The organism is Kordia sp. SMS9, assembly GCF_003352465.1.
Classification (GTDB): domain Bacteria; phylum Bacteroidota; class Bacteroidia; order Flavobacteriales; family Flavobacteriaceae; genus Kordia.
In genome coordinates this window covers 3888413-3910852 of the sequence record NZ_CP031153.1, presented here as the reverse complement: position 1 = coordinate 3910852, position 22440 = coordinate 3888413, and the positions used below count along the sequence as shown (strand labels likewise).

At 34.6% G+C, this 22440-nt stretch carries 18 protein-coding genes; 15 read left to right on the top strand and 3 right to left on the bottom strand.

What is annotated here, in order from left to right; translation table 11 throughout:
* Positions 1–67: 67 nt before the first annotated feature.
* Both KORDIASMS9_RS16575 and KORDIASMS9_RS16570 read right to left on the bottom strand, forming a co-directional pair.
* Positions 68–868, bottom strand: a complete 801-nt coding sequence (locus tag KORDIASMS9_RS16575; RefSeq protein ID WP_114903910.1) for an anti-sigma factor domain-containing protein — start codon at positions 866–868, stop codon at positions 68–70.
* A complete protein-coding gene (locus KORDIASMS9_RS16570; RefSeq protein WP_114905273.1) occupies positions 865–1419 on the bottom strand; it encodes an RNA polymerase sigma factor in 555 nt (184 codons plus the stop codon). Before KORDIASMS9_RS16570 ends, KORDIASMS9_RS16575 begins: the two co-directional genes overlap by 4 nt.
* Before the next feature lie 153 nt (positions 1420–1572).
* On the opposite strand from KORDIASMS9_RS16570, the gene KORDIASMS9_RS16565 reads away from it, so the two are divergent.
* The gene (locus tag KORDIASMS9_RS16565; RefSeq protein ID WP_114903909.1) at positions 1573–2085 is read left to right on the top strand and encodes a fasciclin domain-containing protein; all 513 of its coding nucleotides are present in this window, start codon (positions 1573–1575) and stop codon (positions 2083–2085) included.
* 255 nt (positions 2086–2340) lie between these two features.
* Here the strand turns inward: KORDIASMS9_RS16565 and KORDIASMS9_RS16560 are convergent, their stop codons facing one another.
* Complete coding sequence (locus KORDIASMS9_RS16560) at positions 2341–2865, bottom strand: hypothetical protein (protein ID WP_114903908.1); 525 nt, start codon at positions 2863–2865, stop codon at positions 2341–2343.
* Between the two features lie 119 nt (positions 2866–2984).
* Here KORDIASMS9_RS16560 and KORDIASMS9_RS16555 point away from each other — a divergent pair, with 119 nt between their 5' ends.
* From KORDIASMS9_RS16555 to KORDIASMS9_RS16485, 14 genes are all read left to right on the top strand, one after another.
* Positions 2985–3824, top strand: coding sequence for a DUF4846 domain-containing protein (locus KORDIASMS9_RS16555; RefSeq protein WP_240321072.1), 840 nt, complete (start codon positions 2985–2987; stop codon positions 3822–3824).
* 31 nt (positions 3825–3855) lie between these two features.
* Positions 3856–4566, top strand: a complete 711-nt coding sequence (locus tag KORDIASMS9_RS16550; protein ID WP_114903906.1) for a hypothetical protein — start codon at positions 3856–3858, stop codon at positions 4564–4566.
* Between the two features lie 132 nt (positions 4567–4698).
* Positions 4699–7422, top strand: coding sequence for a reprolysin-like metallopeptidase (locus KORDIASMS9_RS16545; RefSeq protein ID WP_114903905.1), 2724 nt, complete (start codon positions 4699–4701; stop codon positions 7420–7422).
* Positions 7423–7491: 69 nt separating this feature from the next.
* Complete coding sequence (locus tag KORDIASMS9_RS16540) at positions 7492–7881, top strand: hypothetical protein (protein WP_114903904.1); 390 nt, start codon at positions 7492–7494, stop codon at positions 7879–7881.
* Between the two features lie 553 nt (positions 7882–8434).
* Positions 8435–11269 (top strand): excinuclease ABC subunit UvrA, encoded by a 2835-nt coding sequence (uvrA, locus tag KORDIASMS9_RS16535; RefSeq protein ID WP_114905272.1) that lies wholly within the window; start codon positions 8435–8437, stop codon positions 11267–11269.
* Positions 11270–11407: 138 nt separating this feature from the next.
* Positions 11408–11776: a hypothetical protein gene (locus KORDIASMS9_RS16530; RefSeq protein WP_114903903.1), complete on the top strand. Its 369-nt coding sequence runs from the start codon at positions 11408–11410 to the stop codon at positions 11774–11776.
* Between the two features lie 1174 nt (positions 11777–12950).
* Positions 12951–13727, top strand: coding sequence for an ApaLI family restriction endonuclease (locus tag KORDIASMS9_RS16520; protein WP_240321071.1), 777 nt, complete (start codon positions 12951–12953; stop codon positions 13725–13727).
* Positions 13714–14940, top strand: a complete 1227-nt coding sequence (locus KORDIASMS9_RS16515; RefSeq protein WP_114903901.1) for a site-specific DNA-methyltransferase — start codon at positions 13714–13716, stop codon at positions 14938–14940. The genes KORDIASMS9_RS16520 and KORDIASMS9_RS16515 overlap by 14 nt, the downstream gene beginning before the upstream one ends.
* 281 nt (positions 14941–15221) lie before the next feature.
* Positions 15222–15866, top strand: coding sequence for a hypothetical protein (locus tag KORDIASMS9_RS16510; RefSeq protein WP_114903900.1), 645 nt, complete (start codon positions 15222–15224; stop codon positions 15864–15866).
* A gap of 200 nt (positions 15867–16066) precedes the next feature.
* Entirely contained in the window at positions 16067–17599 is a 1533-nt protein-coding gene (locus KORDIASMS9_RS16505) for an IS1182 family transposase (protein ID WP_114902588.1), read from the top strand.
* A 74-nt stretch (positions 17600–17673) separates the two neighbouring features.
* Complete coding sequence (locus KORDIASMS9_RS16500) at positions 17674–18318, top strand: hypothetical protein (protein WP_114903899.1); 645 nt, start codon at positions 17674–17676, stop codon at positions 18316–18318.
* A gap of 361 nt (positions 18319–18679) precedes the next feature.
* Positions 18680–19678 (top strand): hypothetical protein, encoded by a 999-nt coding sequence (locus tag KORDIASMS9_RS16495; RefSeq protein WP_114903898.1) that lies wholly within the window; start codon positions 18680–18682, stop codon positions 19676–19678.
* Between the two features lie 651 nt (positions 19679–20329).
* Positions 20330–21043 (top strand): transglutaminase family protein, encoded by a 714-nt coding sequence (locus tag KORDIASMS9_RS16490; protein ID WP_114903897.1) that lies wholly within the window; start codon positions 20330–20332, stop codon positions 21041–21043.
* 391 nt (positions 21044–21434) lie between these two features.
* Positions 21435–22298: an ABC transporter substrate-binding protein gene (locus KORDIASMS9_RS16485; protein WP_114903896.1), complete on the top strand. Its 864-nt coding sequence runs from the start codon at positions 21435–21437 to the stop codon at positions 22296–22298.
* The last annotated feature ends 142 nt before the right edge of the window (positions 22299–22440 follow it).

Below are 22440 nucleotides of genomic sequence, written 5' to 3'. Positions count from 1 at the left end.
TTTTAGATTTAGATTCTAAAAAGTTTTTCAATAAAGTAATCGGAATTTATAAAATAAGACCTAAAACCTAAAGATATACATTCGTCACCAACTGTGTTACGGTTGCATGATCGCTTCCACCAGCAGGTTCAATCGTAATATTTAGTGATTCAGCTTCATCAATATATTGCAGTACAACAACATCTTTGCTTTTATCAATGACGCCCATATTGATCATTTCGCCTTCTACATCTGCCCACATTTGATAGGTTTTGTCGGAAGATAAGGTTGGAAGTTTTTGCACATTGACAATGGCAGATTTGTCCTCGTGATTGATATAAGCTGTGGCAAATCCGCCCGGAATTTTATCATTTCCTTTCAAAGCGTATTGCACAGTGTTTGGGTCTTTGACAACGTCTGCGAGTAGTTGCGAGTTTTGAAGATCACCTTGCAGACTTTTGATTTGCGATTTAATGTCGTTCAATTCTTGTTGTGTGATTTGCAAATCGTCTTTTGCAGCATTCCATTGTGTAAACATCCAAAAAGCACTCACCAAAAATATCGTAGCCAAACTTGCCGCAATCCACAAGAAGGTTTGTGGCTTTCTAGTTAAATTTTCTTGAAAAGCTTCTTCTTTGGGAAGTGTTTTTACATTATCATATTCTTTGCGGATCGAATCAAATAAATCTTCCTTAATAAAATCTGGTGGCTGAACCGCATTTTCAAACGATACATTTTCAAAATCTTGTTCTATTTCAGCATATATTGTTGCCAACTCAGCATCTTCCGACAACATTTTTTCGAGCGCAGTTATTTGCTCATCAGGTAATAAACCTAACAAGTACATTTCTAACATTCCGCTTTCTATGATAGTCTTTCTATCTTTCATGTCAACAATTCTAGGATACAAAATAAAATTAGTAGCTCGCTTCCATACAACTCACGCAACTTTGTCACCGCTTGGCGCACGTACGATTTGAAAGTTCCCAAAGGAACACCCATCTCTTCATGCGCTTCTTTATGTGTAAGTCCATTAAAATACACGAGTTTTAGGGCTTTTTGATGATGTGCCTCTAATTTAGCTAAGGCTCCTTTTAATTCTATGTACAAATCATCAGTATCTTCAACACCTTCATCTTTATATACACTTAAATCTTCTGTTTGGATGAGTTTTGTGTCTTTTCTTAGAAAATTTAACGTTGTGTTTCTAGCAATACGATACAGCCACGTATAAAATTTTCCTTTAGATGCATCATATAGATGTGATTTATCCCACGCTTTCATAAATGTTTCTTGCAAAATTTCCTGTGCAGCTTCTTCATTACGACACATTCTAATGATTACACCATAAATAGCACCAGCATATTTGTCGTATAACTTGGATAACGCGGATTCGTCACGATTTTGAAATCGTTCTATAAGGATGGTGTCGTCTTTCACTTTTGAAATAAATCTTACCAAAAATATAAAAAAATTTCATCGAACTCATCCAAAAGCAAAAAACTTGTGTATATGAATATGAAAGCACTTTAGAAACGCTGGAAAAGAAAAATCTAAAAATTAAATTTTAATTAAAAACTAAAAAAAATTATTATGAAAAAATTAATCCTAACTATCACAACTGTAGCTTTATTTTTATTCGCAGCTAAGACAACTGCGCAAAACCAAGATGTAGTCGATATTGCTGCTTCCAACAAAGCATTCTCAACGTTAGTAACTGCTGTAAAAGCTGCTGGATTGGTAGATGCATTAAAAATGGAAGGACCATACACTGTATTTGCACCAACCAATGATGCGTTTGCGAAAATAGATCAAAACACATTGGGCGCTTTATTGAAGCCAGAAAACAAGTCAAAATTGGCTACAATCTTAACATACCACGTGATCAAGGGAAAATTAACTGCAAAAGATGTAGTTGCTGCTTTGAAAAAGGGAAATGGAAAAGTAACATTAACAACACTTAGCGGAAGCGAGATTACTGTTGTACAAAATGACAAAGGAATTTGGTTGAAAGATGCTAATGGAAACTATAGCATGATCACAAAAACTGATATTATGGGAACTAATGGTGTAATTCATGTAATTGATACCGTAGTGATGCCATAATGAGTGTTGGTTAGTTTTACAAGTTGGAGGAACGTTTTCAAAAAAAACGTTCCTCTTTTTTTGTCATATTCGTATAAAGGTCAAGAAACTGTTAATTGAAAATATCATTGCGATGCAATAACCAAAGCAATCTTATACATTCTAAGCACATTTTTTCTTTGAAATCAACAGATTGCCACAAATTTTTCATCTCGATGCTTCGCTATGAAAAATTTTCGCAATGACGATTCAAAAAGAATCTAAAAATCTAACTACCTACTTCGATCTCGAACCCACAAACTGTTGTGATTTATTCTTAAACAACACATTAAAAGTTGTCAAACTTCCGTAGATACGTGTAATATACTGTTGCAAGTCAATTTTTTCTTGCTCTTCCAAATTGCTCGAATTTATTTTTTGTTCCATCACACGAATGCGATCGCGTACCATGACGATTTTATGAAAGAAACCGTCAATTGGCAATTCTTTACTTTTCAAATTGGTATCGCCAGGTTCTAAAATCAGCTTTCCGCCTTTCCATTTATCAGCAATAGGAACAATTTCAGACACATCTGACCATTTTTTAAGCATATTTCGCAAAATGGTTTCTACTTCATAAAAACTTACGGTATCTACTTCGTCTTCAACGGCATCAATAATTTCAAAATCGCTGTCAATATCAATCGTTTCCAGTCCGTTTTCAATAAAAGTTACCCAATAATGTTTTGACGTTACGTTGGTAACTACGCCCAATCCGTATTCCGGATGTTTAATTCTGGAGCCTATTCCTAAGATATTCATATAATTTTTGGTATTGTTATTGTTTCTTATGAATTCAAATCTAATATTTTGTAAATTGAATTTCTAAAAGTAAAAATACACATCACATGCGAAATCTGACACTATATTCCATAAAAAATATGACGTTTCTATTACTTTTTAGTTGTATGTTTCTCGCTTGCGCGGAAGATAAAAAAAGTGCGGTGGTTGCTGATGGAAACATTACTGCTCCACAAGATCCTAAGAATTTGGTTGAAACGGAAACTAAAAAAGGCTTGATCAATCCCGAAGGAAAAACCATTCAAGAACGCTTCAACACGCCCAAAAACTTTACAAGAATCCCTTTAAAAAAGAAAGATTTTGGTACATATTTGCGAAAATTACCGCTAAAACCGTTCAATAGTAAGGTAAAATACTATGATGGACGCGAAAAGTACAATGACAATGTATACGTTTCTGTCGTAGCTATGGAAATTGGCACGCGCGATTTACAACAATGCGCCGATGCTGTTATGCGCTTACGCGGCGAATACTTATTTGAACAACATCGTTTACAGGATATTCACTTCAACTTTCTTTCGGACGGAAAACCGCGCTACTTTACAAAATATGCCAAAGGCGATCATTCTTATAAAAAATTTCGTCGTTACATGAATTATATCTTCGCGTATGCAAACACCGCTTCGTTACGAAAAGAATTAACCAAAGTCCCAAACATTCAAGACATGCAAGTGGGCGATGTCTTTATCCAACAAGGAAACCCGTTCGGACATGCGGTTATTGTCGTTGATGTTGCTACAAATGAAGCAGGCGAAAAAATATTCATGATTGCACAAAGTTACATGCCAGCACAAGAAACACAAATCTTAGTCAATCCTAAAAACGAAACATTAAGTCCTTGGTACAAAGCCAACGATGACACCTTACACACACCAGAATGGACGTTTGAAAGCAGCGATTTAAGACGCTTCAAAAATTAATCATCCCAAAAAAACTTCTTAAACCAACTTCATGAAGAAAATTGCTAAAATTCTAGGAAAACTCATCTTAGGAATACTTGTCACGTTACTAATCGTGTTTACAATCGTATATTTTATTTACAACGAACCTGTTCCGCAAGGAACCAAAGGTGATGCGGCAGATGCAATGGCAAACAGAATGCTTTCGGCTGTAAATTACGAAGCCTACAAAAACACGCGTTACTTGAGTTGGACATTTCCAGGCGGACATCAATATGTATGGGATAAAGATCAATACAAAGTAGAAGTATCTTGGAGTGATGTAAAAGTCAATCTCAATTTAAAACAACCAAACACAAGTACAGTGATGGTAAACGGAAAAACGATTACTACTAATGAAGCCTCTGAATATATTGATACGGCTCTCGCCTACTTTCACAACGATTCCTTTTGGGTAGTAGCACCTTACAAAGTATTTGATGAAGGTGTAACACGCAGTATTGCCAAAAATAAAGCAGGCGACGAAGGATTGCTCATCACGTATACTTCGGGAGGAACCACACCTGGCGATTCTTATCTATGGTTTCTAGATGAAAATGGGCGTCCAAAAGGCTATCAAATGTGGGTAGACATTATTCCTATTGGAGGATTGTATGCTTCTTGGGAAGATTGGCAAACCATGGAAAGTGGTATTCCGCTCTCAGGGTTGCATACGTTATTAGTCCTAGACATTGATGTAGAAAACATTAGCGCTTGGAATTAAAAACTACCTATTTGTTAAATTTTGCATTGATTTCGTATTAATTGTTAAAGTTTTCCTATCATATTTTAAAAAAAAAGTTAACTTTATCGCACTTTTATTAAACTAAAAACTTCAATAATCTATTTTATCATTATGAAAAAAAATTACCTTTTTATATTGATATTGCTCCCTCTATTCGCATTTTCGCAAGGAAAATCGTTTTGGAAAACAACAAGCAATACCAATTATCAACCAGATGAACTATTAAAAAGAACTTCCTTCCCTACAGCATACGACACGTATACTTTAGATTTAAATTCTCTAAAACAGTTAGTAGCTGACGCTCCAGATAGAGATTTAAATATCCAATCGGAAATTGTTGTACAATTTCCTGTTACAGACGGAAAAATGGAAAGCTTTGAAGTATACAACGCTTCTGTTTTAGAACCAACATTTGCCGCAAACTATCCAGACATTCAGTCGTATGTTGCTGTCAGTAGAGAAAATACAGGAACTATCATTCGTTTCTCAACAACAATCTTTGGATTTCATGCAACAGTACACACCATAGGAGAAACCATGTACATTGATCCTATGACTTCTGATTTACAAACATACATGATGTATAAAAAAGCGAATCTCTACAGAGAAACGCAAAACAACTTGTTATGTGAGGTTGAAGACAGTGTAGAAGACAATCTAGGCAGAGGAAATGCAGATGATACTGTTCAATTGGAAAATGCAAACGACGGTCAATTAAGAACATTTCGTTTGGCATTGGCTTGTACACAAGAATATGCAAACTATCATATCACTGCAGCTGGGCAACAAACTGCTACAGATGCCGTAAAGAGAGCTACCGTATTAGCAGCTATGACCGTGACAATGACACGAGTAAACGCTGTATTTGAAAGAGACATGTCATTAACAATGACTTTGGTAGACAACACAAGTATCATCTTCTTAGCAGAAAATGATGGATATACAGATAGTGACGCAGGACAATTAATCAACCAAAACGTATCTATCGTAAATACCAACATCGGTGTGGCTAACTATGACATTGGTCACGTATTTACTACTGGTGGTGGTGGATTGGCATCTCTTGGAGGCATTTGCTTTAGCAATGCAAAGGCTGCAGGAGTTACAGGTTCTCCAAACCCTGTAGGTGATCCTTTTGATATAGACTTCGTAGCTCACGAAATGGGACACCAATTTGGAGCGCCACATACATTTAACGGAAGTCAAGGAAACTGCTCTGGTGGTAACAGAAGTGCTGCAACTGCAGTAGAGCCTGGTAGTGGATCAACCATCATGGCGTATGCTGGAATTTGTGGATCAGACAATATTCAAAACAATAGTGACGATCATTTCCATGCAATCAGTATTGACAATATGTGGACAAGATTGAACCAAAACCCAGTTTGTGCTGCTAATACTGCTAATGGAAATACAGCACCAACGGTAAACGCAGGAGCTGATTATACCATTCCTTATGGAACCGCATTTACCTTATCAGGAACTGCTACAGATCCTAACGGAACTACGTTGTCATACTGCTGGGAACAAGTAGATGTTGGAGCGGTTGCAGGTGTACCTTCACCAACAGATACAAATGGACCACAATTCAGATCATACTCACCAGTAAATAATGGAGAGCGTACATTTCCACAGTTAAGCGACATTTTAGATGATAACTTAACACCACAATGGGAAGTAATTCCGAACGTTGCTAGATCCATGACTTTTGCCTTAACGGTAAGAGATAATGGAACTCCAAATGGAGGACAAACCAATAGAGATGATGCAACAGTTACTTTTGCAAACACAGGACCTTTTATAGTAACTGCACCAAATACAACAAACCAAAGTTTCCCAACAAACTCAGCAACCACAATTACATGGGATGTTGCAGGAACTACGGCAAACGGAATCAACACGTCTAACGTAAATATTTTATTCTCTACGGATGGAGGATTAACATTCCCAACTACGTTAGCTGCAAATACGCCTAACGACGGTTCGCAAGCAATAACATTCCCGGTAGTATTTGAACCGTATTGTAGAATTAAAATTGAAGCTGTAGGAAACGTCTTTTTTGCAATTTCAAAATCATTCTCTGTAGGTGCAACAGTAACTACAAACACAGTGTGTAACACCTATACAACAGGTCCTATTGCAACGCCAATTCCAGATAGTACTGGAGCTAACGTACAAGGAACACCTGTATTCATTCCAGTAACCGTAACAGAAAATACACCAATAACAGATATTAGAGTAAGTGCTGATGTAGCACACACGTATATTGGAGATTTAATCATGCAATTGCAAGCACCAAACGGTGGTGGTTTCTCAAATATTTGGTCACGAACATGTAACGATGCACAATATGGAGGTATTGATGTTACTTTACGAGATGGTGAGCCAACAATTGCATGTGCTACACCAACTGTTGGTACCTTTGCTCCTGCAAATCCGATGACTGGATTTAATGGAAATAATCCTTCTGGTACATGGAATTTAGTATTTGTAGATTTCTTCAATGGAGATTCTGGAGTTGTAAACGAATGGTCTATTGAGCTTTGTACAACGACAACAAATATTTCATTGAGCAATGAAGAGTTCGAATTAGACAGTTTCGCTCTGTATCCAAATCCAAACAAAGGAGAATTCTCATTGTCCTTCAACTCTACTTCAGGTGAAGATATCAGCATCAATGTACACGACATCTCTGGACGACTAATTCACACAAAAAACTACAACGCTACGTCTACATTCAATGAAAACATTTCATTGCGTAATGTAAGCACTGGTATGTATTTAATCACGGTAACGGATCAAGAAAGAACGGTTACTAAAAAATTAATTATAGAGTAACTAAAACTCATTCATACATATTAAAAACTCCGAAACAAACGCTTCGGAGTTTTTTTATATGTTATCTTTATGGATACCATTTTCAACTATACTTATGAAGCTTTACTGTGGTTTTCTAAGCTCACAGGTTTTACTTATAAAGAAATTAATATCATTGTATGGTTTATTGGTATTCCACTTTCGTGGATGCTCCTACTCGACAAAATTTACCAACTACGGTTGTTTACAGTACTCTTTAGTTTGCTCGTTGCAATTGTAATTCTCTTCATTCCCAACTTTACGGAATTCTGTGATTGGTTGTTTCAAAAATCTGTAGCCTTTTTAAATCTCTTTAATGCTGTTGGAAGTACGTATGTAGCTTCTTCGGTAATCATTTGTGTTTTAATTCCTGTGGTGATTTATGCAATATTAATTTGGAAAGCATTTTTCACGAAAAGAAGAGCAGAAAAAAAGTACTAAAAAAACCGCTTCAACAACTATTGAAACGGCTTCTCTATATGATTCACATCATACTATCTACAAATACCTACAGGCTCGCAAGATATCGTTTCACAAGTGTTCGTTGGGTTGCATCCTACTGCAGTACAAGTATCCGAAGGACACCCTACAGTATGATTACAATCATCTGTGTTACATCCGTCTGTCTCAGCGCAAATTCCTAAAGGTTGACAAGAGATCGATACAAAAGTTCCACCTTTAATAGCTGGTGTGTTAAAATTAGAAATTGATTTCTTGTTCAGTGCTAACGAGTTTAAATTCTTTTTTTTCATGATATATATTTTTTTTTTGTGAATTATAAAACTATAACTATCTACTTACAATGGTTTACGGTAACACCTTAATTAACAAATACCTAACAATTTTAAAATAGCACTAAAAACATAGCTAAAACTACTGCCAAACAGAAAGAGATATCACAATGCATATAAATTATATGATTGTGAAAAATTGGAATTCATCTAGCTTACTTTCTGCTAGTAAAATTCGTATCTTTGCGTTTTTGCAAAAAGCTATGACGAAATACGAAGAAAATATAGAAGTACAAGGTGCTAGAGTACACAACTTAAAGAACATTGATGTTACGATTCCTAGAGAAAAACTAGTCGTAATTACAGGACTTTCTGGCAGTGGAAAATCATCCTTAGCCTTTGATACGATTTATGCCGAAGGACAACGCCGTTATATTGAAACATTTTCTGCGTATGCGCGCCAATTTCTCGGTGGACTCGAACGACCAGATGTGGATAAAATTGATGGTTTGTCGCCCGTAATCGCCATAGAACAAAAAACTACGAGCAAAAGTCCACGCTCTACGGTTGGAACCATTACCGAGATTTATGACTTCTTGCGACTATTATTTGCCAGAGCTTCGGATGCGTATAGTTACAACTCAGGCGAAAAAATGATCAGTTACAGCGATGAACAGATCAAAAACCTAATTCTCAACGATTTTAAAGGAAAACGTGTCAACGTCCTCGCTCCTGTCATACGTTCGCGTAAAGGACATTACCGCGAGTTGTTTGAAAATATTGCCAAACAAGGTTTTGTAAAAGTACGTGTAGATGGTGTCATCCTCGATATAGAAAAAGGAATGCGCGTAGATCGTTACAAAACCCACGAAATCGAAATTGTGATTGATCGCTTGAAGATTGACGACGATGTAGACAATGACAAACGCTTGACAGAAACGATCAAAACGGCGATGTACCATGGTGATGATGTTTTAATGGTGATTGATCAAGATGCGCCGACAGAAGCCCGTTATTTCAGTCGAAACCTCATGTGTCCGTCTTCGGGAGTTTCCTATCCAAATCCAGAACCAAATACCTTTTCGTTCAACTCTCCAAAAGGAATGTGTCCCAACTGCAACGGATTGGGAACGTTGCACGAAGTCAACGAACATAAAGTCATTCCCGATACAAAAGCAACCATTAAAGGTGGCGGAATTGCACCCTTAGGCGAATATAAAAAGTCGTGGATTTTCAAACAATTGGAAATCATTGCCGAACGCTACGAATTTAAAATTAGCGATCCAATCAAAGACATTCCAAAGGAAGCAATGGACGTGATTTTGAACGGTGGAAACGAAAAATTCTCTGTGGTAAGCAAAACGTTGGGCGTTACCCGCGATTATAAGATTGATTTTGAAGGAATTATCAGTTTCATCAAAAATCAATTTCAAGACAGCGATTCTTCTTCTATCAAACGTTGGGCAAAAAATTATATGGACAAAGTAAATTGTTCTGAATGTGGCGGTTCGCGCTTACGCAAAGAATCTTTATACTTTAAAGTCAACAACAGGAATATCGCCGAACTGGCAAACATGGACGTCGTAGAATTGTCCGAATGGTTTGAAGATTTAAAAAACAATCTCTCTGAAAAGCAACAAAAAATTGCCACAGAAATCATCAAAGAAATTTCAACGCGTTTGCGATTTTTGTTAGATGTTGGTTTAAATTATCTTTCGTTGAGCAGAAGTTCCAAATCACTTTCGGGTGGTGAAGCACAACGCATTCGTTTGGCCACACAAATTGGCTCACAATTAGTGGGTGTTTTATACATTTTAGATGAGCCAAGCATCGGTTTGCACCAAAGAGACAACGAGAAACTGATCAATTCGCTTGAATCTTTACGTGACATTGGCAACTCCGTCATCGTCGTAGAACATGACAAGGATATGATTGAACGCGCCGATCACGTGATTGACATTGGTCCTAATGCAGGAAGACACGGTGGTGAAATCATCTCAGAAGGCACACCCAAAGAATTGTTAACACATGATACACTCACAGCAGCCTATTTAAACGGCAATAAGCAAATTCCGGTACCAGCAGAACGAAGAAAAGGAAACGGTAAAAAACTAGTCTTAAAAGGTGCGACAGGGAATAACTTGAAAAATGTTTCTGTAGAATTCCCTTTGGGGAAAATGATTGGTGTTACAGGTGTTTCTGGAAGTGGAAAATCGACTTTAGTCAACGAAACCCTCTACCCTATTTTGAATGCACACTTTTTCAATGCCGTGAAAGAACCAATGCCGTACAAAAGCATTAAAGGATTGGAACATATTGACAAAGTAATTGACATCAATCAATCGCCCATTGGTCGTACACCAAGATCAAATCCTGCAACGTATACAGGCGTTTTTAGCGAAATACGAAGTTTGTATGCCAAAACTCCCGAAGCGATGATTCGCGGGTACAAACCAGGCCGTTTTAGCTTTAACGTAAAAGGTGGACGCTGCGAAACCTGTCAAGGTGGTGGATTGCGTGTCATAGAAATGAACTTTTTGCCAGATGTATGTGTAGATTGTGAAACGTGTCAAGGAAAACGCTTCAATCGGGAAACCTTGGAAATTCGCTATAAAGGGAAATCTATTGCAGATGTGTTGGCAATGACGATGAACGAAGCCGTTTCATTTTTCGAACACATTCCAAAAATTTATAGAAAACTCAAAACCATCAAAGATGTGGGATTGGGCTATATTACGCTCGGACAGCAAAGTACCACACTTTCTGGTGGTGAAGCACAGCGCATCAAACTGGCAACAGAACTGTCTAAAAGAGATACTGGAAATACTTTTTACATTTTAGACGAACCTACGACTGGACTGCATTTTGAGGACATTCGTGTGTTGATGGAAGTGTTGAACAAATTGGTAGACAAAGGAAATACCATTGTGGTCATTGAACACAATATGGACGTGATTAAAATGGCAGATTATATTATTGATATTGGTTACGAAGGTGGAAAAGGCGGCGGAAAAGTGATCACTACGGGAACTCCCGAAGAAGTTGCCAACCATAAAAAAAGTCACACCGCGCGTTTTTTAAAGAAAGAGTTAGCATAAATGTGTATTTTTAATCTCTAATGCAACAGTTAAGAATACAAAATAGAAATCTATCTAAAAATCATGAAGTTTGGTTCTACTATCCTAATTATACTTTTAGCACTTTCCATAGGTTGTAAAACGGAAAAAAATCAAAAAATGGACTACAGAATTGAAAATATAGAAATCGGAGGTGAAACATATACTGTCAAGATTCCGAAAGATGAAGTGTACCATGCTGCCGAATACAACGAAACACAAGCTTCTAAAACTATTTTTCTGAATGTATCTGACGTTTTACAACAAAAAATAGCTCCTAATACCATAGAGACTTTAATCAACCTTCAAGGACAATACATCCAAAATCAACAAGAAACAGATCCAAATTTTACTGAAATGGATGATTCTAATATTCAGTTTCTAAAAGAAAGCTTAAAACCGCTCCACATAAATTTATCTAGAGAAGAAATCTTTGAAATTTTTGAGAAGGAATTGTTGTATATGAAACTCATAGACCTTATTGAGTAAACATATTTGTATCCGTAACTTAACAATAACTACTCCGTAAGTTCTTCATTTTCTTTTGTTGGTTATTTCGTCAATTTTAATACGCTTCATTTATCAAACATTCCAAAGTTATACAAAAACAATAGTGGAAAGAATGAAATTAGTAAAAAACTCATGTAAGAATCATTCGTAAAAACGAAAAGAGTGCCCAATTAAGAACACTCTTTCACACCTTGAATTAATAATAAACTACGTAAACTAAACTTTAAGACTTTTTATGTAATGATCGCCTAAATCAATTACACTACAAATAAAGCACTAAACCCCCTGTAGATACTAAAGAAACTCCGTGAAACGGAAAAATCGCCCTTAAAAGTGACAGGAATACGGTTACGAACATCATCACATTCTTAGCAAAGTCGTTTCGAAGAAATATGCATCGTATTTTTTGAGCATTTCAGCATTCCGTACCCTGTAGAATTTTATGAAAAGCATGTTACAAGACTGTAAAAACCTTTTGGTATTTTATGAAGCAGCACCGTTGCAAGAGGTTTCTAAACTAAAACGGAAGCTTGTTGCACGACTGCGAGATGCTTCTGTTTGTTAACAGAACCCTGTTGCACGACTGCGAGACGCTTCTGTTTGTTAACAGAAGCTTGTTGCACGACTGCAGGATGCTTCTGTTTGTTGACGGAAGCTTGTTGCACAGCTGCGAGACGCTTCTGTAAGTAAACAAAAGCTTGTCGCATTGCTGCGAGAAGGTTTCGGGAGTGATTTTATTGCGAATTATGCAATGAAATGATGAAAAATTAGGATTTTATTGCGGATTTATCAAAATAGCATCATTAACCATTTTTATGTACTTCTCCATCTGCGACTAACATGCAAGAAGTTGAAAATTTTGAAACAAATTACTTCTTGAATTGATGAGTTGCGAATTGCTCCCAAGTACTTATATGCAGCATACCCTTCTTCTCTTTACGGAAAACCACATTGTATATGTGTCGTTTTGTTTTACATTTATGGAAAATAATGGGATGTATGTGTAGAATTGGTTCTTGTTATTTACCGTATTTAGTATAAAATAGCAATTCCTTGTATACGTACGTTGGGCACAATACCCAAAATAACTCTTCGAAAAGATTTAAATTTCGTAAATTTGTTAAAATTTAAGAACTAATTGAAACTATATAAATTGAACAAAAAAGAACTTGTAGATTACTGTAAATCTATAGGAATTGAGACAAAAGGAAAAACTAAAAACACTTTAATGGAGGATGCAGAAACATACGTCGATCAACAAATCCTTCAAGCGAAAAAGGACGGTACAGACTATGAGTTACTATATTCAAAAATTGAAGAACTTTCTAATCGGTATGCCGAAACTCTAAACGGAAAAATAGAGGGTAGAAAAGAAGAAATGCTCGAAGATGACAACTCTCATTATCTAATTTATAGAGTATTGGGAATTTCTAATGAAAGAGGACAATTAATTGATGTTTATCAAAATACAGGTCGATTTCTCTACAAATATGCAGGCTCTTTTTTGGAGGAAGCAACCGTTCTATGTTTTAAATTCAATAACTTAAACGGAAAGAGAACACTTGTAAATAATACAATAGGTTCAAAACCCAAAACATTTGAAATTGACTTTTTAGATCGCAACAACGCTATTGAAATCAAATGGCGAGATGCAACAACAGATGGAGACCATATAACAAAAGAGCATACAAGAGTTGAGTGTATAACTAATTATAATTATAAGCCAATTCGAGTTATGTTTTACTATCCTCAAAGGAAACAAGCGATTAAAATTCAAAAAATACTTTCTACATACTATAAAGGTGTAAATGGAGAATATTATGGTGGAGATGAAGCTTGGAATTTTGTCAAAGAATATACTGGATACGACTTATCAGAAATCTTAACTTCTATCGCAGATAAAAAAACTAGTGCTGATGAAAGTAAATAAAATATATCAAGGTAATTGTATTAATAAATTAACAGAATTAGAATCTAACTCTGTTGATTTGGTATATTTTGACCCACCTTTTTTTACTCAAAAGAAACATTCATTAGTAACTAGAGATGAATCAAAAAAATACGAATTCAGTGATAGTTGGGATTCACTAGATGACTACCTTGATTTAATTGAGGCTTGTTTAAAGGAATGTAAAAGAGTTTTAAAAGAAACTGGTAGTGTTTTTCTTCATTGTGACAAAGTTGCTTCTCATTACATCAGAGTAACTCTTGACAAAGTTTTTGGCATGAAAAACTTCCAAAGTGAAATTATTTGGAGTTATAAAAGATGGTCTAATTCTAAGAAAGGGCTTTTAAACTCGCATCAAAATATATACTTTTATTCAAAAAGTAAGCATTTTAAATTCAATCAGTATTATACAAATTACGCTGCTACAACAAATATTGACCAAATCTTACAAGACAGAAAAAAAACTGCAAATGGAAAGTCAATTTACAAGACTGATGAAAATGGCAACATTGTTTTAGGAAAAGAAAAAAAAGGCGTTCCATTATCAGATACTTGGGAAATTCCTTACTTAAATCCTAAAGCAAAAGAAAGAGTTGGTTATCCGACACAAAAACCTGTTTTGCTCTTAAAAGAGATAATTAAAATAGTAACAGACAAAGGTGATTTAGTTATTGACCCTTTTTGTGGAAGTGGTACAACCTGTGTTGCTGCTAAATCTATGGATAGAGATTTCATCGGAATTGATGCGTCTCAAGACGCAGTTGAACTTGCGAACAGACGATTGGAAGAAATGATAATCACAGATTCCGCATTATTAAACAAAGGCTATAATAGCTATCTTGAAAAATCAGAATATGAAATGGCAATTTTAAAAAGTATTGATGCTCTGCCAGTTCAAAGGAACTCTGGAATTGATGGATTTTTAAGAAAGCATTTTAACGAAAAACCAGTACCTGTTAAAATTCAAGGAAAAAGAGAAACTCTTAATGATTCAATTGAAAAACTTGAAAAATCTTGTCATGAAAAAGAATTTGAATTAAAAATTGTAATTCAAACTCGAAAAGAATCAAGAGGTAATCGGCTTTTTGAATTGGAATCTGATATAGAGATTATCCAATCACAGGAATTGAAAATTGAGGAGTTGAAAGAAAAAAATACTGTACCCAACACGGGCAACCATTACACAACCCAATAATTTCAAAAAAAAACAAGACACTCTTAGCACTTCTAAGAGTGTCTTTCTTTTGGCTCTAGTTATAAGTAGAATAAAAATAAAAATCCGATTAAATAGTATTCTGAATTAAATAAATGTGAATAAAAACGTGCTACAACACGTGTAGACTTTATTCCTTGCTTATCGCCTACTTGGAAATTCCTTCGTAATTTCCTCTAGTTCGTTTTCTATTTACTAACTTAGTCCTAGCCAACGCAACTAACCATACACAGACACGTTGTGGTGCATATAAACAAAACGAAATGGAAAATAAATTTAAAATATCTTTCGCTGTTATATTGATTTTAGCAATAATCGGATGTCAGAATATTGATAAAAAAGAAAAAGAGTCCGTACAAAAAGAAATCGCTTTGTTTCAAATGGAATTTGGTAAAGGGAAAACACAAAATGAAAGTCTTGGTGTTGAACTCAATACTAAAAAGTTCAATAATTGGAATGATGTAGTTGAACGAGCTGGAAATATTGTTTGTAATGACAGTATTCCTAAAATAACCTTAACAACAGATAACGAAATTAAAACCATTTATTTCAGCAACTCTTGTCTGGAAGAAGGTGCTATTAGACTTATCAAACTTAAAAATGTAATTGGAATCTGCAATAATAAGATTCGTAAAAATAATGAAAATGATATTCCTTTGGATCGTTTGGAAAGTGTCTTAAAAAAAGATATTGAAAATAACGGGGAAAAATCAGAATTAAGTGAGAGCCCAGAAAAGCTAATGATATGTATTCAGTTTGACGATAAAAATGAATTTGAAAATCTACCTAACATCTTAAAACAACTTACTGCAACCTACTACCGAATCACCAATAGAACGGATTTGAAAATACTTTTAGTTGATGAAAACTACTTTAGCCCACCTTCAATGCCAAAGGCTAAAATTTAAAAATAGGTATCACTACCTCGCGTATAATTAATTGCTTTGGTCGTTGCTTATTTGGAAAATTTCTTCGGAATTTTCTCGTGTTCGTTTTGTTTACTAAATTAGTTGCTCAAACACGTAACGAAATCATACACTAACACGTCAGACTGTCTCAAAACCCACACATAATTTTCTATTTATCTTAAATATTCCGATATTTAAGTATGGAATATTTAAAAGGAGATTCTAGGACACAACTTACATTATATACTACTTGTCTTGACGATATGATACCTCAAGATAATTCAGTACGATTTATAGACGAATTTGTCAACACACTTAATTTGCAAGAATTAGGTTTTGATGCCATAGCTTCTCAAGGAAGACCACCTTACAACCCTGCTGATTTACTAAAGTTATATATCTATGGGTATATGAATCGCACTCGATCCTCCAGAGTTTTGGAAAAAGAATGCTCCCGAAATATTGAAGTGATGTGGCTTTTGAAAAATCTTAAACCAGATCATAATACGATAGCGCGTTTTAGAAAAGAAAATCCAAAAGCTATCAAACGAGTTTTCAGGCAAAGTGTAACCATTGCAAAGAACTTTAACTTGATTGGTGGAGTTCTTATCGCGGGTGATTCTACCAAATTAAGAGCGCAGAATAGCAAGAAGAATAATTACAATAAGAAAAAGATTGAACGGCATTTAGCATATATTGATAAAAAACTATCACAATACAATGCAGAATTGGCTACTGCTGATAATGATAGTAAAGCTCAAATTCAGAAAAATATTGAAAATCATAAACGACATCAAGTTAAGTATACGCAGATAAAGCAAGAATTAGAAGCTGATACAACTACTGAAAATCCTCAGTTATCTACGAGTGATCCAGACAGCAGACATCAAATAGTAAGAGGAATGATAACAGAAGTTTGCTATACTGCACAAACTACTGTTGACGAAAAACATAACATACTTATTGATTATAAAGTGACCAATCAAAACGATAAAAAAGCAATGGGAATGATGCTCAGAAGAGCTAAATCTATTTTAAGGCATCATCAGTTTACAGCTCTTTACGATAAAGGATATCATACAGGAAGTGAATTTGATACTGCACATACATTAGGAATAAAAACTTTAGTAGCTATACCAAATATAGGAAGAGCCAGTCAAGCTCCTGATCCTAAATATAATGTAGAATATTTTAAATATGATAAGCACAAAGATTGTTATATATGCCCAAAAGAACAAGAACTAACAAGTAACCAAAATTGGTATAAGACACGTAACTATAAGTTCAAACAATATAAAACCAAGGCATGTAAAACTTGCCCTGTTAGGAACTTATGTACAACAGCTAAAGTCAATGGAAAGATCGTACAGCGAAGTCAGTATGCCTATGCAATTGAAGCCAATGCAAAACGAGTAAAAACCAATGAAACAACATACAAAAAGCGACAAGCTATCGTAGAACATCCCTTTGGAACCATTAAAAGACAATGGGGTTTTGATTATATTATTACGAAACGAACAATTGAATCGGCATCTGCTGATTTTGGATTGATTGCTTTAGCCTATAATCTGAAAAGAATTATCAATATCCGTAAAGCTTCAAGGAGTAGCAAAAAACACTGTTTGTGCCATTTTAGAAGGCTCAACCGCTTACATGAGCCCAAAAAGAGCAATATTGGCGTGTTAAAATCATTATTCTATAAAAGACAAGAAGTATTTAAAATAGCTGCGTAATTTTAAAATTTAGTGTAAATTAGAATCTTAATAGGTAGTTTTGAGACAGACTGACGTTGTAGTGCATTAAAAAAATGAGCAATCCAATCATAAATAGAACTTTTAAAACTCCAATTGGACAAGTTGTTTGTGGACTGATAGGCCACTTCTCCGATATTGAAAAAATTGATACAAAGGATTATGAAAATGGTAGTTCAGTCTCCTACAGGACAAGCGGACACAGAATTGAATTAATTGAATTCAAAATCAGCCAACCGCTATATAATGGAGAGACCGTAAAAGATTCTAATGGGTGGATTTGGAAAATAGAGAAAATTCATGATTTCAACGAAAAACTGAAATTGAGTTGTGTCTTGAACAACTATCCAGATAAAGTAGTCTTCGACACAGCTATGGGAGAACATTTAGATGCGATTGAAGCAAGTGATGACAAATGGACTCTACATATTGGAACAGAAGACGGTGAAATATTGAATTCACGAGCGAAATCAAATGAAGGGTTTCCAGAGCGACTAGAAAACAAAGTTGGTTTCTATCAATCAATCACGAAAATGTTGAAAGAAGGATTTGAAACAGAAATTCCTGAACTCCGAGTTGGAGAACAAATCCACATTCAATATTTATCAGCTTATGACAAGAAAAGTCCAGAATCTGTTAATACTTGGTTAGCGGTTAACGAATTCAAAAGGGAACTTGAAAATTGGATTGGAGTATGGTAAAAAAAGAAAATACGCACTACAACACCGTGTAGACTTTATTCCTTGCTTATCGCCTATTTGAGAACATCCTACGGGTTTTCTAATTAACGTGAATTATAATTATATCATAGAAATCACGTTAATTCAGTTTGTGTTTGTTACCTTTACTGCTTATCCAACGCTACAAAGCGTACATCAAACCGTTGTGCTTCATCATGACAAACCCCTAAACAATGATAAAATTCTTTCGAAAAATTTGATATCAACTATCAAAAAAAATAGGAAAGTATCTGTTCCTATATTCACCTAACATCATTATAGTAAATAGAGTAACTATACTCAAAAAAGAAAATAAATAGTAATAACATCTAAATAGAGTACAATGAACAAAAGATTCAAACAATCACTTTCAATTATTTTTATTTTTTTAAGTGCAATAAGTGTCAATGCACAAAACTGTGGTTCTGAAAATTTAAGTAAAACCAACACTCAAAATCCTACTTTAAGAAATATGGGGCAAAGCTTTACACTTTGTTCTAATGAACTCGTTAAAAGTATCAGTATTAAAAGAAGAAACTCGCCCGGAACTTCCAATGATCGTGAAGGTACACTTTGGATTTATGAAGGTTCAGGTGTTGGTAAAACGGAACTACACAAGCAAGCTATCAAAATGGATGCATTTACAGATGAGGATGCAAAAAATGGTATCACTGAAAAAATGGTAACATTTACTTTAGATAAAGCGCTTTATTGTAAAAAGGGGCAGACTTACACTTTTTACTTTGAATTGAAAATGGTGAAAGACAATGCGCTTATATTAATTTTGGGTAATGCACAAGATCCTTACAAAGGTGGTGATGCATTCTATGAAAAAAATGCTAAAAGAGGTTCTGATTTTTGGTTTCAGCTCGGTATTAACTGTGGTTCCGAAAATTTAAGTAAAACCAACACTCAAAATCCTACTTTAAGAAATATGGGGCAAAGCTTTACACTTTGTTCTAATGAACTCGTTAAAAGTATCAGTATTAAAAGAAGAAACTCGCCCGGAACTTCCAATGATCGTGAAGGTACACTTTGGATTTATGAAGGTTCAGGTGTTGGTAAAACGGAACTACATAAGCAAGCTATCAAAATGGATGCATTTACAGATGAGGATGCAAAAAATGGTATCACTGAAAAAGTGGTAACATTTACTTTAGATAAAGCGCTTCATTGTAAAAAAGGGCAGACTTACACTTTTTACTTTGAATTGAAAATGGTAAAAGACAATGCGCTTATATTAATTTTGGGTAATGCACAAAATCCTTACAAAGGTGGTGATGCATTCTATGAAAAGAATGCTAAAAGAGGTTCAGATTTTTGGTTTCAGCTAGAAATATAAGCATCCAAACGTACATAACTATCGGCTTTCATATATAGATTGTATGTTTTTTGCATACTCTCGAAGTAAGGAAGTATATTGGTCGTAATCATTATTTTCAATAACAATAAAGTTAATAGCCGTCTGTAACTTAGCAGACGGCTATTTTTATGTAGAGAATGCAGTTCTTTTTTCATAAACATTTTAGATTCTATCAAAATTCTACGAATACCAATGGAATTTTAAAATGTGCTTTTCAAATTAGTTTTATCTGGAAATATACTTCAATGAATTGCTTAATCTGACTTTGAAAGTGAGATACAATCCCTTGAAGAACTAGTAAACTAAGAACTGAATAAAACTATTGCTAACAATGGTAACCGTTGCACAACCCTATAATTTTAAGAAAACATACTCATCGTAAGCCATTTAGGGAAACTTCCATTTCATTTTTGGATATTGATTATTTCATAAGACTCAATAGCCAATACAAGCCTCAAAAGAGTAGTATTGGCATATTAAAACACGATTCCATGAAAGATAAGAAGTATTTAAAATAGCTGGATAATTTTTAAATTTAACGTAACTTAGAATATTCACAGGTAGTTTTGAGACAAACTGCGGGTAGCTGCAAGCAAGAAAAAAATAATCCAGTTGTTTAAATATGATCCGATGAACACAGCAAAAGAATATGTAGAACCAACTAATCTAGTCGATTTTAATACTCCAATCGTAAAAGAAAAAGCGTTGGAACTAATTAAAGGATGTACGTCTAAAAATGATATGATAAAAAAAATTTATCACTATGTCCGTGATGAAATACCATACACGTTTACACATAACCTTCAAAAAGCTTCAGATGTATTAAAGCATCAAGCTGGACAATGCAATACAAAAACAACATTAACTATTGCGCTGCTTAGAGCTGTCAACATACCCGCAAGATACCATTGTGGAAGTGTTTCCAAAAAACTTTTCATCAATACCATTCCTAAATGGGCTTATCTATTTACCCCAAAATTAATACCTGGACATTGTTGGGCAGAAGTTTTTATTAATGATACATGGACGGCTATCGAAAATGTAGTTGACTTAAAACTTTATGAAGGCATTCAATGTAAAATGTTAGATGAAAATCAAGATGAATCCATAGGTTGCGGACTTTCTAAAGATAAATTTCAAAAAGAATGGGATGGAGAAACAGATATTTTAATGCAAGATGGAGCTTTGGAAGTGGATGCAGGGATCTTTAGCAATGCGGATGAATATTTAGCAAAAGCTGAAAATTTTCTAAATCCAATCAAACGTTGGGTAAAGAATACATTTGTGAAGAATGCCATGAACAGAAAGTTTAATGAATTACGAAAGTACGCCAACAAAAGTTAGTCAGTATTTAAAAGAAAAGAGAGCATATCCAGCAGGTAACATAAAATGAGTTCGTTCCCTTTTTTCCGTTTTTGTGATACGTAATAAGAACTTTCTGTTTCTTCAATAATTCCTACGTTCAAAATAAAAGACGGCGAGCATTACCATTGTATAGCATTTGTCATTGATTTCGTAGAATCTTCGGTTTCCGATACAGGCAGGAATCTAAGTAGTTACAAATTTCGTGTTTCTTTTTGGTTTAAGATCTGCTCTGTTGTGTATTTGTAATCATTGTTTTACATTTATAGGGAATAACAGGATATTGATATAAAATTAGTTTTTGTTATTCTTTGAAATTGGTATGGTAACAGGAATTCCTGTTATACGTACGTTAGCAGTAATATAAACCAAGATGGACCCAACAGGAATTATATCAGTTATTCTGACCTTCATAGGTCTAATTTTTGCTTGGTTTCAAATTGACCATCGTTTCAAAAGGAAAAAGAAACTTGAAAAAATACCTACCGATGTCCTTGCAAGAGTATTAAAGACAAAAGTTTTAAGAATTGGATGGTTCGATTATCCGCCTTTCATTGAATTTAATTCTGACAACTCTAAAAAGCCTAAAGGTCTTTATCCATTGATTCTGAAAAAAGTATCTGAAAAATTCAATCTTAAAATAGAATGGACTCAAATTAATATTGGAGATTGTATTGGAATGATTGAAAACGATAAAGTCGATATTGTTATTTCCATTTTCCAAACTGCCAAGAGAGCAAAAAAAACTGACTTTACTTGTTTTTTGCATTCGATTACAGTCGGAGGAGTTACGAAGAAATCAATAAAGGACGTAAATTCTCTAACTGACTTACTGAATAGCAATTACAAAATTGTTGTTTCAAAAGGAGAAATTGGACACGAATTAATAGATACACTGGATATTCGCAATTCAAGAATTACAATAATAAATACTGACAATATTTCTAAGATATTATCTTTTTTAAGGTCAGGTGATGCTGAAATAGCCTTATTGGATTCAGTTTCAATAAAAAACTATTTTACGAAAACAGCGGATTCTTATTTAAAGAGTCTTAAACAAATTTTTGTAAATAGACCGTTAGAAATTTGTCATATGGGAACTATGATTCCCATCGGTCAAAAAAAACTATCAGATTGGATTGAAGGTGAATTTAGAATAGCAAGAAATGATAAAAAAATCCAATTGGTGGAATCTGAAATTATCGAAAATTATAAAGAACTAGTATCAAAATTTTAAAATACAGCTGCTAACAATGGTAATCGTTGCGCAATCCTATAATTTCAAAAAAACAAGGCATTCTTAGCACTTTTAAGAGTGTCTATCTTTTGACTCTCGTTATAGAGTTCTAAAATTAAAACCGCTTACACGAAAAAAGATA